The 15,211-nt window shown below is 65.9% G+C and carries 11 protein-coding genes; 2 read left to right on the top strand and 9 right to left on the bottom strand.

Annotation, left to right across the window (positions count from 1 at the left end; translation table 11 throughout):
- The first annotated feature begins 18 nt into the window (after window positions 1-18).
- Entirely contained in the window at window positions 19-651 is a 633-nt protein-coding gene (locus BEN49_RS17710; RefSeq protein WP_070745747.1) for a nitroreductase family protein, read from the top strand.
- Window positions 652-905: 254 nt separating this feature from the next.
- Here BEN49_RS17710 and BEN49_RS17715 read toward each other — a convergent pair whose 3' ends face one another.
- Both BEN49_RS17715 and BEN49_RS17720 read right to left on the bottom strand, forming a co-directional pair.
- Window positions 906-1,838 carry a YitT family protein gene (locus BEN49_RS17715; RefSeq protein ID WP_239691989.1) on the bottom strand — a complete coding sequence of 311 codons (933 nt, stop codon included), beginning with the start codon at window positions 1,836-1,838 and terminating at the stop codon, window positions 906-908.
- A 77-nt stretch (window positions 1,839-1,915) separates the two neighbouring features.
- Window positions 1,916-3,796, bottom strand: coding sequence for an alpha-amylase family glycosyl hydrolase (locus BEN49_RS17720; RefSeq protein ID WP_239691990.1), 1,881 nt, complete (start codon window positions 3,794-3,796; stop codon window positions 1,916-1,918).
- Between the two features lie 238 nt (window positions 3,797-4,034).
- Between BEN49_RS17720 and BEN49_RS17725 the strand changes: the two genes are divergently transcribed.
- Window positions 4,035-4,442: a DUF6960 family protein gene (locus BEN49_RS17725; RefSeq protein ID WP_125916990.1), complete on the top strand. Its 408-nt coding sequence runs from the start codon at window positions 4,035-4,037 to the stop codon at window positions 4,440-4,442.
- A gap of 171 nt (window positions 4,443-4,613) precedes the next feature.
- Here the strand turns inward: BEN49_RS17725 and BEN49_RS17730 are convergent, their stop codons facing one another.
- From BEN49_RS17730 to BEN49_RS17760, 7 genes are all read right to left on the bottom strand, one after another.
- Window positions 4,614-6,275: a M1 family metallopeptidase gene (locus tag BEN49_RS17730; RefSeq protein ID WP_094123190.1), complete on the bottom strand. Its 1,662-nt coding sequence runs from the start codon at window positions 6,273-6,275 to the stop codon at window positions 4,614-4,616.
- A 199-nt stretch (window positions 6,276-6,474) separates the two neighbouring features.
- Complete coding sequence (locus tag BEN49_RS17735) at window positions 6,475-7,833, bottom strand: YfcC family protein (RefSeq protein WP_070745752.1); 1,359 nt, start codon at window positions 7,831-7,833, stop codon at window positions 6,475-6,477.
- A 176-nt stretch (window positions 7,834-8,009) separates the two neighbouring features.
- On the bottom strand, window positions 8,010-9,080 hold the full coding sequence (locus BEN49_RS17740) for a dipeptidase (protein ID WP_070745754.1): 1,071 nt from the start codon (window positions 9,078-9,080) through the stop codon (window positions 8,010-8,012).
- Window positions 9,081-9,089: 9 nt separating this feature from the next.
- Window positions 9,090-10,193, bottom strand: a complete 1,104-nt coding sequence (locus tag BEN49_RS17745; protein WP_070745756.1) for a D-TA family PLP-dependent enzyme — start codon at window positions 10,191-10,193, stop codon at window positions 9,090-9,092.
- Between the two features lie 120 nt (window positions 10,194-10,313).
- The gene (locus BEN49_RS17750) at window positions 10,314-10,778 is read right to left on the bottom strand and encodes a RidA family protein (protein WP_070745759.1); all 465 of its coding nucleotides are present in this window, start codon (window positions 10,776-10,778) and stop codon (window positions 10,314-10,316) included.
- 201 nt (window positions 10,779-10,979) lie between these two features.
- A complete protein-coding gene (locus BEN49_RS17755) occupies window positions 10,980-13,301 on the bottom strand; it encodes a glycoside hydrolase family 20 protein (RefSeq protein WP_204376154.1) in 2,322 nt (773 codons plus the stop codon).
- A 10-nt stretch (window positions 13,302-13,311) separates the two neighbouring features.
- Window positions 13,312-14,940 (bottom strand): alpha-L-fucosidase, encoded by a 1,629-nt coding sequence (locus BEN49_RS17760; RefSeq protein WP_070745762.1) that lies wholly within the window; start codon window positions 14,938-14,940, stop codon window positions 13,312-13,314.
- Between the last annotated feature and the right edge of the window lie 271 nt (window positions 14,941-15,211).

The following is a 15,211-nucleotide window of genomic DNA, read 5'->3' on the forward strand; positions in this document are numbered from 1 at the left end:
TTCTAATGCCCTGCCCTTATGGCCGCCGACACCACCAACGTCCTCGCCCTCGCACACGAAATCCTGCCCGTGCTAACCCAGCGCCGCAGTCCCCGCGCCTACGCTGACCAGCCCGTGCCGGCCGATGCGCTGAACCAGGTTTTTGCCGCCGCCTCGTCGGCCTCGTCGTGCTTCGGCGAGCAGCCGTGGCGCTTTTTGGTGGGCACCCGCGCCGGCTCGGCCGAGGCTTACGACAAGATTCTGGGCAGCCTGGCCGAATTCAACCAGGCCTGGGCCAAGGCCGCGCCGGTGCTGGTGGTGAGCGTTGCCAAAACGACGTTCTCGCACGACGGCAACCCCAACGCCTGGGCCACCCACGACGTGGGCCAGGCCGTGGCCACGCTCGCCATCCAGGGCGCCGCGCTGGGCCTGCAAATCCACCAGATGGCCGGCTTCTCGGCCGACAAGGTGCGCGCCGCCTTCGGCGTTCCCGCGGACTACACGCCGGTGGCCGCGTTCACCCTCGGCTACCCCGGCGACCCGGGGGCCCTGCCCGACGCCCTGCGCGAGCGCGAAACCGCCCCCCGCGTGCGCAAGCCGCTGGCCGAGTTCGTGTTCGAAGGCGGCTGGCCCCAGCCCGAAGAAGAGCGCTACGACCAGGCCCCGGTGTAGGTCAGTTAACAGTGAGCAGTTATTAGTGAACCCCCTGTCGTCCCGGGGCCCCTGTCATCCTGGGGCCCCTGTCATCCTGAACGCAGTGAAGGATCTGAGGACAGCTAAACGACGCGCAGTAACTGATTACTGCAAACCGTTTTACTGTTCCCAGATCCTTCACTCGTTCAGGATGACAGGAGGGGCAGGATGATAGGGGCCCCAGGATGACAGGGGGTTGTCTGTTCACTGATAATTGCTCACTGATAACTGACCTAATGCAGGGCGCGCTGCTTGATGATGCCGCCCTGGGCGTCGTCGACGCGGTACTGCACGATGAAGGCGCGCGGGTCGATGTCCTTCACGCGGGCGCGGAGGCCGGGCAGCTCCAGGCGCGTGACGACCGTGAACACGATGTCGCGCTCCTGGCCCATTTCGCCGCGCTTGCCGTAGCCGGCCTTGCCCTGGTACATGGTCACGCCGCGGCCCAGCTTCTCGGTGATGACCTTGCGGATGGCGTCGCTGTGCTCCGATACGATGGTGACGCCCGTGTACTGCTCGATGCCGTTGAGGATAAACTCCAGCACCCGCGCCGCGGCGAAGTAGGTGAGCATGGAGTAGAGCGCCGCCTCGGTGCCAAGCACGGCCACGGCCACGCTGAAAATGACGAGGTTAAGAATCAAAATCAAGTCGCTCACCCTGAACAGGCTCAGGTGGCGGCTCACGAGCAGGGCGGCAATCTCGGTGCCGTCGAGCACGGCCCCGCCGCGCATGGCCAGCCCAATGCCCGCCCCAATGAACACGCCCCCGAACACGGCCGTGAGCAGGTGGTCGTGCGTCACGTCGGGGAACGGCACCGTGGCCAGCACCAGGGCCAGGCCCCCAATGCCGATGGCGCTGCGCAAGGCAAACTTCTTGCCCAACTGGTTCAGGCCCAAGGCAATGAAGGGTAGGTTGAATACCAAAATCAGCACCGACAAGGGCAGGTGCAGCACCGTTGCCAGCAGCATGGAAATGCCGGTCACGCCGCCGTCGATGAAGTGGCTCGAGAGCAGAAAGCCTTCCAGGCCGAAGGCCGCCGAGGCCACGCCGGCCGCAATAAAGGCCGCGTTTTTAAGCTCCGAGTTGGGGGTGTTGACGGTGGCCGCGGCCCCGGTGACGGGCAGGGCGGCCATAATTTGGGCTTCAGCGGTGGGGTCTTCGTCCATATGGGGATACAAAAAGAAACCCCAGGGAAGCTGGGGTTTCGGGTAAAGCTAAGCCATCGGCAGCTGGCGCCGGGGCCCTACTGGGCCAGCAGCACCACGCCGTAGGGCGCCAGGGCCACGCTGCCGTGCCAGCCCAGGCCGTCGTATTTGCCCGCGGTGGCCGTGCTGCCCAGGCAGCCAAAGTCGCCAAACGCGCCGTCGTAGCCCTGCCAGTCCGAGTTGAAGCGGCACGGCCAGTCGCCGCCGGCGGGCAGGCCGATGGTGTAAGCCTCGTGGGTGGTGTCGGCGAAGTTGGCGATGACCACCACCGTGTCGCCGGGGCCCCCGTCGCCGTCGGCCCAGCGGGCGAAGGCAATCACTTTCTCCTCGTTATTAATGTGCAAAATGCGCGTGTGCTGGCCACCCAGGCCGCGGGTGTAGCCGCCCAGGTTGCGGCGCAGCCGGATCAGGTCGCGATACAGTTGCACGAGGCCCTTGAACTCCTCGGCGCGGCCCCACTGCAAGGGCTCGTTGTCGTTGAACGAGCCATCGGCCAGAAACTCCTGGCCCTGGAACAGCATGGGCAGGCCCGGGGCGGTGAGCACGATGGCCGCGCCCAGCACGGCGCGCTTCTTTGGGAACCACGAATCGGCGGCGCCGGGCATGATTTCCTCCGGGATGCGGCTCTTGCCGTTGGCCACTTCGTCGTGGCTTTCGGTGTAAATCACGCGGCGGAAGGCGTCGCCGTTGTAGGTCTGGAGGATGGCCCCGGCCACGGCGTGCATGTCGCGGTCGGCGTCGTTGGCCGCCGTGATGGCCTCGTGCATGGGGTACACAAAGGCCGAATCCCACTGCGAGTTAAAGCCCTGGCCGCCTTCTTCCACGGCGGCCGTGATGCCGTCGTTGCCGCGCATGTCCTCAGCAATGGTGATTTTCCAAGGCATCGTGCGGTCGATTTCCTCGTTGATCCAGCTCATCAGGCTCCAGCCCTCGGGCAGGTTGTCGCCGGGGTGTTCTTCACCCTTCACGTTGCGGATGAAGGCAATGGCGTCGGCCCGCAGGCCGTCCACGCGGTAGTCCTCCAGCCACATCATGGCGTTGTCGCGGATGTACTGGCGCACCTCGGGGCGGCTGTAATCGGGGCGGTTGTCGCCCCAGGGCGTTTTGGCGCGCCAGTCGTTGTAGAAGTAGATGCCGCCGCCGTCGTTCTCGCTCCAGCCATCAAACTGCCACAAATCGAGGTCGCCGGGGCCAAAGTGGTTGTACACCACGTCGAGTACTATGGCGATGCCGTGCTGGTGGGCCGCCTTCACCATCTCCTTGAAAGCCAGGGGCCCCCCGTAGTCGCTTTCGAGCGCAAACGGGTTGGAAGGGTTGTAGCCCCAGGAGCGCGAACCCGGAAACTCGGTGGCCGGCAGCAACTCGATGCAGTTGATGCCCAGGTCCCGCAGGTAGGGCAGCTTGTCCACCACGCTCATAAAGGTGCCCACCTTGTCGGCGTCGGGGGCATTGAAGGTGCCCACGTGCAGCTCGTAAATCACGAGGTCGTTCCAGGCCGGCATGTCGAAGTGGTCGTCGCCCCAGTCGAAATTGGGGTCGAACACCACCGAGTTGCCGGCCGAGTTGGTCACTTCACGGGCGTAGGGGTCGTTGCGGCGGAAGGTCTGGTCGCCGTTGGTGATTTCAAACTTGTACTCGGCCCCGGGCTTGGCCCCGGCCACGTCGGTGGCCCAGTAGCCGTTTTCCTCGTGCACTAGGGCATTGGCCTGCCCCTGCCAATCGTTGAAGGTGCCGACCACGGCCACCGCATCGGCGTTGGGGGCCCACACGCGGAACGTGGTGCCGCCGTCGTAGGGCACGGCGCCCATGCCGCCGTGCGTGCTGGGAGCCGCGGGCTGGGGAAGGGCAACGGGGGTAGTGATTTTTTTAGCGTTTTTAGCGGATGCAGCTGAACGGGTCAGGGAAACAGTGGCGGACATAAAGGATATAAAACGCCCCGCTGGCGCGGCCGAAGAGCAGCCGGTGGCGAGCGGGGCCCTACCTATACGAGCATTTCGGCTTTTAGTCTAACTCAACCTAGGCATTGCCCTATCCTGCGTGGTTACTACCCGGTTAGGACGCCCATTGCTTAGTACGCCCCACTAATTTGCCAGTGGGATGAGCAATTTGGGGCCCCGGGTTGTTTATTGCCCGTTCACCACCCGCTACTTGCCCGTCATGGCCCGCCCCAAACCCCTTATTCACGGCCTCTACGGCTGGACGCCGGCCTACGGCTTCCGCTACGTGCACCCCGCCAACCGCCGCGCCTTTGAGGTGCTGGAGCCGGTGGGCAAGCTCTTTGAGAAAGTGAGCGAAGACGAGGAAAACGAGTGGCTCACGCTGCGCTACGACGAGCAGCAGTTCCTGGTGCGGCCCGAGCTGTTCCAGGAAATTCAGCGCAAGCCGCCCTTCAGCTTCGGCGACGAGGTGGAGGAAATCACCCCCGCCCCCGGCCAGTACCGCCGCTTCGGCCTGGTGTCGGACGTGTTCTGGAACGAGGCCACCGACCAGGCCACTTACCAAATCGTGGAGCGCAAGCGCAAGCTCCCCCGCGTGTATGAGGCCGACGAGCTGCGGTTTGGGTAGGGCCCCAGCGTGAACTTTAAACCAGGACCTGTCATCCTGAACGCAGTGAAGGATCTGAGGACAAGTGGACGGTTTGCGATAGATAGTTACTGCGAATCGTTCGGCTGTCCTCAGATCCTTCACTGCGTTCAGGATGACAGGTGCTTATTAGTCCGTGAATCTGAATTTTCACTACTCCACCAGCACGCCGATGTAGTAGTTGAACGTGTCCACTTCCACGTTTTCCAACGTTGCGCCGGGCAGGGCCAGGATGTCCCACTTGGTGGTGGGGGTGAGGAAGCGGTACTCACCGCCCTTGGTGCGCACGCGCACCGGCAGGTCGAAGCCCGGCACGCTGGCCTGCCAGCGGCAGGTGGGCGGCTGGGTTTTGCTGAAGCGGATTTCCAGGATGGGTAAGGTGCTGAACTGCAAGTACTGGGCGAAGATTTTGGACAAGTCGCGGCCCGATTCTTTGCTGAGGTAGGCGATAACCTGGTCGCCGGTGACGGTTTGGTGGTAGAAGGTTTTGCTGAGGCCGCGCAGCATCTGGCGCCACTTCTCGTCGTCGTTCACCACGGTGCGCACCATGTTCAGCAGGTTGCTGCCCTTGTCGTACATATCACCCGAGCCCTCCTTGTTCACCCCGTAGGGCCCCAGAATAGGCGCCTCGTTGCGGATGTTCTGGCGCTGGCCGTGCACGTAGGCCTGGCCGGCGGGCTTGCCAAACTGGCTCTCCACAAACAGGGCCTCCGAGTAGCAGGTGAAGCCCTCGTGCACCCACATGTCGGCAATGTCCTGGCTGGTGATGTTGTTGCCAAACCACTCGTGCCCGCTCTCGTGGATGATGATGAAATCCCAGGTGGCGCCCCAGCCCGAGCCCGAGCGGTCGGCGCCGAGGTAGCCGTTCAGGTACTTGTTGCCGTAGGCCACGGCGCTCTGGTGCTCCATGCCCAGGTGCGGGGCGTCCACCAGCTTGTAGCCGTCCTCGTAAAAAGGGTAGGGCCCAAACCAGTGCTCCATGCTCTTGAGCATCGGTTTCACGTTGGCCGCGAAGTGGGTTTTGGCCTTGGCCAGGTTGGCGGGCAGCACCCAATAGTCGAGCGTCAGGGGCCCCTTTTCGCCCTGGTACACGTCGCTGAAATGCGCAAAATGGCCCACGTTCAGGGCCACGTCGTAGTTGTTGATGGGGTTGCGCACAGCCCAGTCGAAGCGCGTGTAGCCGTCCTTTAGGTCCGTGACGCGGCGCAGGCGGCCATTGGATACGTCCTGCAAGCCCGTGGGCACGCTGATGCTGATGAGCATGGAATCTACCTCGTCGGCCTGCTGGTCTTTGGTGGGCCACCAGATGCTGGCGCCCACGCCCTGGCAGGCGCTGGCCACCCACGGGGCCCCCTGCGCATCCTTGGCGAACACCAGGCCGCCGTCCCAGGGCGCTTTTTTAGCCACGGTGGGCTGGCCGCTGTACTGCACCGTGAACTCGTCCTGGGCCCCCTTTTTGATGGCCTGCGGGAAGGTGACGAACACCGCATTCGCCTCGCGCTTAAACGGCACCGACTGCCTGTGGTACAGCACTTTATCCACCGCTAGGTTGGCAAACAGGTCGAACTGCAAGCGCGTGAAATCCTGGGTGGCCGCGAACCGGAACAGGTTGCTGCCGCTGACCGACTGCTTGGCCGGGTCGAGGCGCACGTCGAGGTGGTAGTACTTGATGTCGTAGCAAGTGCGGGCCGCCGGCTGGCCGCCGCGCAGCGTATCGGCCCGCGTGAAGGCCAGCTTGGGCTGCATCAGCTGGGCGCTGGCGAGCTGCGCGGGGCCCCACAGGGCGGCCAAAAGAAGGGCTTTTTTCAGGAGCATGGGGGGGGGGTGCTTTTCGGTGCCCAAAGAACGGCACGGATGGAACGTCATGCTGAGCGCAGTGAAGGATCTGAGGACAGCCGAACGATTTGCAGTAATCAGTTACTGCGCGCCGTTCGGCTGTCCTCAGATCCTTCACTGCGTTCAGGATGACAGTTTCTGGTTAATACGTAAACCGTGCGAACCCGCAGCCACCGCGCTACACCCCGAGGTAAATGGCCGCTACTACGCCCAGGGCCCCCAGCGCCAGCAGGGCCAGGTACCGGGGCCCTGCGAAGCGCAGCCACTCGTCGAAGCCCACGCCGCAGGCGGCGAGCATGGCCATCAGGGCCCCGTTGGTGGGCGTTATTAATTCGCAGAGGCCGGCGGCGTACTGGAAAGCCAGCACCACCACCTGGCGCGAGAGGCCGATGAGGTCGGCCAGGGGCACGAGCAGCGGCATGGTGAGGGTGGCCTGGCCGCTGACGCTGGGCACGGGCAGGTGCAGAGCGGTTTGCACGCCCATCATGCCCAGGGCGGCGGCAGCCACGGGCAGGTGGGCCAGCGGCGCGGCCAGGGCCTGCACCAGCGTATCGACGACGTGGCCCTGCTCCAAGACCACGAAAATGGCCCGCGCAAACCCCACCAGCATCGCCGAAAAGGCCATGTCGCGGAAGCCCGCCACGAAGCCGTCGGCGGTGCCGCTCAGGCCCAGCCCGCCCAGCAGCCCCGCCCCGATGCCCAGGGCCAGGAACAGGGCCGACATCTGGTCAAAGTCCCAATTCAGCCGCACCACGCCGTAGGCAAACAGCCCGAACACGCCGAACATGAGCAGCAGCACCAGGCCGTGGCGGCCCGCGCCGGGGCCCTGTTCAGCAGCTACCTCATCGGCGGCGGCATCGGCGGCGCTGGGCACCACGCGGTAGCGGGCGGCGTGGCGCATGGTGGTGGCCGTCCACAGCACGAGGGCGGGCACCAGCAGCGCCACCCGGTAGGCCCCGCCCGAGAGGGCCGGCAGCTGCGCTAGCTTCTGGGCCACGCCCACCTGGAAGGGGTTGAGGGGGCTAAAGGCGGCCCCCACCGCCGCCGCCCCCGTGCTGATGGCCACCGCCGTGAGGGCCGGGTAGCCGAGGCGGCGCATCAGCAGCACCAGCACCGGCACGAGGGCGATAATCTCTTCACCCATGTTCTCCAGGGCCCCCATGGTGGCGAAAAACGCGGCCAGCAGCGGCAGCACCAGTACCTCGCGGCCCCGGGCGCGGGCCAGCAGCCAATCCACGCCGTAGCGCAGGGCCCCCGTGCGGTCCACCACCGTGAAGGCGCCGCCGGAAAGGAAAATCAGGAACACCACGGCCCCCGCGTCGAGCAAGCCGCGGGGCACGTCCACCAGCATTTGCAGGGCCCCCACGGGCGTGGCCGGCACGGGGTGGTAGCTGCCGGGCACGACGACCAGCCGCTGGGTGGCGGGGTCGAGGCGGCGCACAAACTCGCCGGCCGGCAGCCAGTAGCTCAGCGCCGTAGCCAGCACAATAAAGCCCATCAGCAGCACAAGCGGGTGGGGAAAGCGGAAACGCGTCATGCCCGCAAAGGTGGGGCCCCGGCCGGCTACGCGGGTGTATTCTGGCGTGGCGCGAGCCCGTACCACAAGCTGTGCTTGGTCTTGCGTATGCTGCCTTTGGGGCCCCAGGGCAAGACCAAGCACAGCTTGGTGGTACGGGCTCGCGCCGCAGCTATGAATCCTTGTAAAGCAGCGAGTTACTGCCAGGCGTTTCTCAGAAACCGGAGCCAGTTGCCGTGCATCAGGTTCGCCACGTCGGCGGTGGTGTAGCCGCGCTGGGTGAGCAGGGCGGGTATTTTTTGCAAGTCGGCGATGGTTTCCAGGTCGTAGGGGCACTGCTCGCGGCCGAACGCGCCGTCCAGATCGGAGCCGATGCCCACGTGCAGCGCGTTGCCGGTGAGCTGGCAGATGTGGTCGATGTGGTCGGCCATCACGTCCAAGTTGCACTGCATGGCCCGCGGGGTCGATTCGCCGCGCACCCAGCCGGGCACCATCATCCAGGCATCCAGGGCGGCCCCAATGACCGCGCCGCGCGCCGCCAGGGCCCTGATCTGGTCGTCGCTGTACTGGCGGTTGTGGTTCACCAGGGCCCGGCAGTTGTTGTGGCTGGCCCACACGGGCCCCCCAAAGTGGTCGAGGGCTTCCCAGAAGCTGTCGTCGCACAGGTGGGTGGCGTCGAGGATGATGTTCAGGCGCTCCATTTCCTGGAGCAGCGCCCGGCCCTGGGGCCCCAGGCCGCCCGTGGCGTCGGTGCCCTGAGCGTAGCGGCCGGGGCCGTAGTGGGCCGGCCCCACGGCCCGCAGGCCGCTGGCGTGGGCCCGTTCCAGGTGGCCCACCGTTACCAGCGAGTCGGCCCCCTCCAGGCTCAAAATGTAGCCCACGGGCTTGCGCTCGGCGGGCTCAGCGTTAGCCCACAGGGCCAGGTGCTGCTCCAGCGCGGTCAGGTTGTTGATTTGCACCAGCTCGCCGGCCGCTTCCATCGCCTGGTACCAGGCCAGCTGGCCCTGGGTTTGGGCCCAGGCCTGGGCGGGCGAGTGCCAGCCGGGCAGGTCGTTGCCGGGGGCCACGAAGCGGGCAATCTGGGTGGCGACTACCAAACCAACGTTGCCCCGCCGCAATTCGGGCAGGCTCACCACGGCTCGGCCCCGGTCGGGCTTGTCGGTGAGGCCGGCTTCGCGGGCGTTGAGCGCCGCCACGGGCAGGGTCAGGTCGCGGTTCCACTCCAGGGCGTTCATGCTTAGGTCGAGGTGGGCGTCTACAATCAGCATGGGCTTCGCTTATAGGGTGAGGGCGCGGGCGCGGGCCAGGGTGGGCCATTCGCCGGCCACGCGCTGGTTTTCAATAACTAACGCCCGCTCGTAGAGGGCCACCGTGGGGCAAATGTGGTGCGGCAGCCCGTAGAGCACGTCGCCCAGCTGGTAGCCGTGGCCGGGGCCCGCCTCCACCACCAGGTGCTCCTCGCTGTGGCCCACCACCCGCAGCTCGGGGGCGTTGAGAAACGTAAGGCGCTTATCGAGCGGACTTTCCGAGGCCACGGCCTTGTGCCCGATGTCCAGGCACAGTTTGGTGGCATCAGGCAGCGATACCACCCGGCCCAACACCAGCGCCGCGGGCTCAAATGGCTGCTCGGCAAAGGCCCGCCCGTAGCCGCCATCCCAGTAAATGAAAGTGCCGGGGCTGCACTCCACCCCGGGCCGCGCGGCGTGGATGGGGAAGGTGGGCGTGCCGCCCGCCACCACCACCGGCGCCAGCCCCGCGCCCCGCAGCTGCGCCACCAGCGCCGCCACCGGCGCAAAGGCCGCGTGGCACCGCGCCGTGCGCACGGCCAAGTCCTCGTCGTGGATGTGGCCGTCGTAGGCGTGCAGCCCCACCACGGCCAGGCCGGGCAGCGCCGCGCACTGCTGGTACAGGGCCCCGGCGGCGGCCGGGGCAATGCCCGAGCGGTTCATGCCCACGTTCAAATCAATGAACACGCGCACCGTTTGGCCCGCGGCGGTGGCCAGCGCACTGAGCTGCGCCGCCGCCGCGGGGTGGTCCACCAGGCACGAAAACCGGGTGGCGGGGTAGGCCGCCATCAGGGCCAGGAACCGGACGGCTTTGGGGCCCACGGGCTGGTAGGCCAGCAGCGCATCGGGCACGGCGCACTGCCCCAGCAGCTCGGCCTCGGCCACGGTGGCGCACTTGAACTTGGTGATGCCGGCGGCCAGCGTCAGGCGCACGGCCGCCGGGGTTTTGTGCGTTTTGATGTGTGGGCGCAGCCGGGCCACGTCGTCGATGCGCGCCACGAGCTGCGCTAGGTTGGCGTGCACCCGCGCCGGGTACACCACCAGGGCGGGCGTATCCACCGCCGCCACGTCCAAAATCCGGAACCACTCGTCCATGTCGGGCCTGCTACTAAGTAATCAGCTTCTAGCTGTTAGCTATTGGATTTCGTTCTGATTAATAACGCTTTATCGAGCAGCCAAGGCGCGTTTGTTTATGCGCTACTGCTGTTAAACAGTTTACGCCAGCTCAAACAGCGCCTCGATTTCCACCGGAATGTTGTCGGGCAGCGAGCCGAAGCCCACGGCGCTGCGCACGCCCACGCCGTGCTCGGGGCCCCACACCTGGGCAAACAGCTCGCTGCACCCGTTAATGATGAAGGGGTGCTTCTCGAAATCGGGCGTGCAGTTCACCATCCCCAGCACCTTGATAACGCGCTTGACCTTGTTGAGGCTCCCCAAATTAGCCACAATGGTGGCCAGGATGGTGAGGCCCACCTGCCGGGCGGCCAGCTTGCCGGCGTCCTGGTCGAGGTCCGCGCCAATGCGCCCGATGATGAGGCTCTTATCGTCCTGCACGGGGCCGTGGCCCGATACGTAGAGGTAGTGGCCGTCCACCAGGCATGGCTTGTACACGCCCAGCGGGGCGGGGGCGGGGGGAAGGCGCAGGCCGGTTTGGGTGAAGTTTTCGTCGGGCGTAGGCATTAGGATTTAGGGGATAAGTGGTTGGTTGAAAATTGATTATCTAGAATTAAATAGCTGAATTTCAAAACAAGTATTCCTCGTTGCTTTTGCCTAATCACCGGCTGCTGTTACGCAGTGCGTTGGGTGAAGGGCCCCCGGGGCAGCAGCGCGCGCCACAAAGTTCGTGCTGCTGAGCGCCGCGCAGTACTTGTGGCTGGCTGCTTAGTTCACCAGCAGCTCGTCGATCAGCAGCCAGGCCTTGCCGCCCGCCCCGTAGGCCCCGGCCGGAATGGGGCCCCGGTTCAGGCCCCGCACGCGCACGTAGCGGGCCTGCACCGGCGCAATGGTGGCCCGCACCGGGTTGATGCCGTTGACCGGAAAATCGGTTTGGCGGTACACATCCTGGTAGCTCACCCCGTCAACCGATACCGAAAACACCAGCTCCGTGGGGGCCCACATTTTCTGCCAGAAGTAGCACAGTATGTTGGTGCCCAGGACCGTAATGCGCTGCGGGGCCCCCAGGTCCAGGGTCGCGCCCAGGTCAAGGCCGCTGAAGCCCACCCACTGCCCGTCGTTGTAGCGGGCACTGCCGGCCACGCCGTTGGTGAGCACGCGCCCGGGGCTGGGCGGCGCGAAGTTGCCGGCCGGTGGGTGGGCCAGCGCCACGGGCTTGCCGGTGGCCAGGTTGATGTCGAACTCCCTGGAATACAGGGGCTGAGTAGGGCCCCCACCCCCAAACTGCCCCGCCCGCACCACGCCGCTGCGCGCAATGGGCAGGGGCCCCAGGTAGCGCGGGCTCTGGACGGTAGGCTCCTGGCCATCGGTGGTGAAGTGGATTTCGGCCCCCGGGGCGCTGGTCCGCAATTCGAGCAGCGGCAGGCCCCGGGGCCCCTCGCGCAGCGTGTCGGTAATTTGGTCGTAAGCGCGGTTCGTGGCCACGCCCAGGGCCCGCAGCCGCCACTCGTGGCGGCGGGTGCGCGCCAGAAACGCGGGCAGGTTGCGCGCCGCCCGGGGCGACCAGGCAATTTCGGCTAGCGCCAGCACCCGCGGAAACAGCATGTACTCCGCCTGGCCAGCGGTGGGGAGGTACTCCGACCACAGGTTGGCCTGTACGCCGCGCACGTAGCCGGCCTGCGCGGCGCTCAGCCCGGTCGGCACCGGCTCGTAGCCGTAGGTTTTGCTGAGGGGGGTGTAGCCGCCAGCCGCCAGGGGCTCGGCCGGATTCAGCGACTGGTAATAATCTAAGTACACGTACTTCTCGGGCGTCATGATGACCGGGTGGCCCAGCTTGGCCGCTTCCACGCCGCCCTGCTCGCCGGTCCAGCTCATCACGGTGGCGCCCGGCGTCAGGCCGCCCTCCATTATCTCATCCCAGCCGATGACGCGCCGGTTTTTGGTGGCCAGGTGCTGGCTGATGCGCCGGATGAAGTAGCTCTGCAAAGCCTGCTCGTTGGGCAGGTGCTCGTCCTTCATGCGCTGCTGGCACTTGGGGCAGGCCTGCCAGCGCACCTTGGGGCACTCGTCGCCGCCGATGTGCAGGTAGCGCGACGGAAAAATAGCCGCCACCTCGTCCATTACGCCCTCTAAAAAACTGAATGTGGCCTCGTTGCCCGCGCAGTACACGTCGTCAAACACGCCCCAGAAGGTAGCGGTTTGGTAGGGGCCCCCGGTGCAGCCCAGCGCCGGGTAGGCGGCCAGCGCCGCCAGGGCGTGCCCGGGCATCTCAATCTCGGGAATCACCGTGATGTGGCGGGCCGCGGCGTAGCGCACCACCTCGCGGGCCTCGGCCTGGGTGTAGTAGCCGCCGTAGCGCTGGCCGTCGAAGCGGTGGGGCAGCTCCTTTTTGTGGCCGATGAGGGTTTCGGCGCGGTAAGCGGCCACGCTTTGCAGGCGCGGGTATTTCTTGATTTCGATGCGCCAGCCTTGGTCGTCGGTGAGGTGCCAGTGCAGGGTATTTATCTTATAAAAAGCCAGCACGTCCAGCCATTTTTTCAGCACCGGCACCGGAAACAGGTGGCGGCTCACATCCAGGTGCACGCCGCGGTAGCCGAAGCGCGGGTAGTCTTCCACCACGCAGCCCGGCAGGCGCAAGGGGCCCCCGGTGCCCGCCGGCATCAGCTGGCTCAGGGTTTGGAGGCCGTAGAAAACGCCCGCCGCGTCGTGGCCCGTCAAGGTGATGCCCCGGGGGCCCACCACCAGGCGGTAGCCCTCCGCCTGGGGCACTGCCCGGGCATCGAGCCGCAGGAAAATGCCCGCCGCCGCCGGGGCCCCAGGGCCCCCAGCCGCCCCCGGGCGCAGCGCGAGGTGGCCCACGGTGCGCACGTACTCCCGGAACCGCGCCGCCGTACCCGGGGCCAGGCCCGGGCCGGTGTGCAGCGCCGTGCGGCCCGTGAGCACGAAGGGCGCGCCGCCCGCCCGCGCCCGCACCGGCTGCGGAATAATGGGCAGTGGGGCCCCCAGGGCCCTATTCCCGAGGCCCGCGCCCAGCAGCGCCAGGCACAGCCCGGCGCGTATTAAAAAGCTACTTATCAATTGGATGCGCAATATATTGAGGCTAGTTTATCAGCCTGGTGTCGCCTTCCACGGCTACGCCGCTCTGCTCGGCCACGGCCTTGTATTCGTAAGCGCCCTTCGGGGGTTTCACCGGCGCGCCGAAGCAGCCGTCGGGGCCCACCGGCACCCAGGCCGAGTACTGCCACGGGTCGGCGTACAGGGTTTCAACGCGGCCCCGGTAGGCGCGGTAGGCAAACCGGGCGCGGGTCACGCGCTTGTCCTTATAGTTGTAGAGGCGGCCGCTGAGCCGGGTGCTGGCGGCGGCGGGCTGGGCGGCGGTGGTTTCCACGGTCACGGCCTCCGCGATGGCGGGCTGCACGTTGGCCAGCTTGATAACCACGGCGTTGGGCCAGCGGTGGTCGTCGTAGATGCGCTGGGCTTTTACTACCGACACCACCAGGCCTGCCGCGGTTTGCTGGTGGGTGCAGCGCACGTCGGCGTTGGGCTTGTACTCCATTATCCTACTGTTCTGGCCCAGCACGCTCACCGCCGTGGTGGGCAGGGCCCGCACCGAGTGCAGCGTGAAGGTGCGCCGCTCGCCCTCCTTCCAGTCGGGCACCTCCGTCACGATGGCGTACAAATCGCGCCCCTTGGCCGTGAAAAGCACGTTGTTTTCCTTGTTAATCACCCAGGTTTTCACGCTGTCGATGCACTCGTGGTTGAGGAAGTACCAGGCCGCCAGCTCGCGCAGGCGGTCTTCCTGGGGCTCGGGCAGCGCGCCGTTGGGCTTGGGGCCCACGTTCAGCAGCAGCGAGCCGCCCTTCGAGCGGGCCTCCACGAGCAGGTCAATCAGCTGGGTACCCGACTTGTAGCGCTCGTTGGTGGGCTGGTACTGCCAGGCCGTGCCGATGGTGATGGGCGAGAGCCAGGGCTGGGTGATGGGCGTGCCCGGCAGGGTTTGCTCGGGCGTTTTGATGGCCCCGCGGGTGATGAGCAGGTTGGGCTGAATGCGCCAGCAGGTTTGCTTCACGATTTCCTTGGGTTCGCCGTCGATGAACAGCACGTCGATTTTGCCGTAGTTGGTCATCAGCTCCTCGCACTGCCGGCGGTTGTAGTCGGCGTACTTCTGGGCCATGGCCGCGTCCATCTGCACGTTGGTGCGGCTGATGGGAATGTGGTTGGCGTGGAGAAAGTAGAAGTCCTCCGGCGAAAAGTACAAACCCACGTCGAGGCCCGCGGCCCGGGTGGCGTCCACAAATTCCCGCAGCAAATCCTTCTTGTACGGGGTTTTGGTGATGTTAAAATCCGTCGTTTTCGTGTCCCACATGCAGAAGCCGGCGTGGTGCTTGGTCGTGAACACGATGTACTTCATGCCCGCCAGCTTGGCCAGGGTCGCTATTTCGCGGGGGTCAAACTTGTCGGGATTAAACGTCTTGGGCAGCTCGTTGAAGAAGCGCTCCACGTAGTCATCCGAAGCCCCCACCAGCGAGTGGCTGATGACCACGCCCAGCTGCGCATCCACGCTGAAGTGGATGAAGAGGCCGGCGCCGGTGTTTTTCAGCCATTGCTCGCGCTCGGGCTTGTTCAGATTGAAGCTGCTCTTTTCGTCGTCGTTCACCACGTCGTTCTGCGCCCGCGCCGCGTGGCAGCTCAGCAAAAAGACCAGAAACGCAAGAATTTTAATAGGCATAAGGGGCAGGAAATGAATGGCCAGGGGCCCTGTAAAACGGAGTGGCCCGCCGTTAATCGTTCGCCCGGTCAGAGTGGTTTTTAATTCGGCGCACGTCATGGGGCCCCGGGGCTGTACCGCCAAGCTGTGCTTGGCCTTGCCCCAGGGGCCCCTGGGGCAGCATAGGCAAGACCGGCCGCCATCAGCATGGCGATGAAGGCCACAATGGTTTTGCCCGAGCCCACGTCGCCCTGCAACAGCCGGTTCATCTGCTGGCCGGCGCAGAAGTCCT

This window comes from Hymenobacter coccineus (assembly GCF_001816125.1).
Taxonomy (GTDB): Bacteria; Bacteroidota; Bacteroidia; order Cytophagales; family Hymenobacteraceae; genus Hymenobacter; species Hymenobacter coccineus.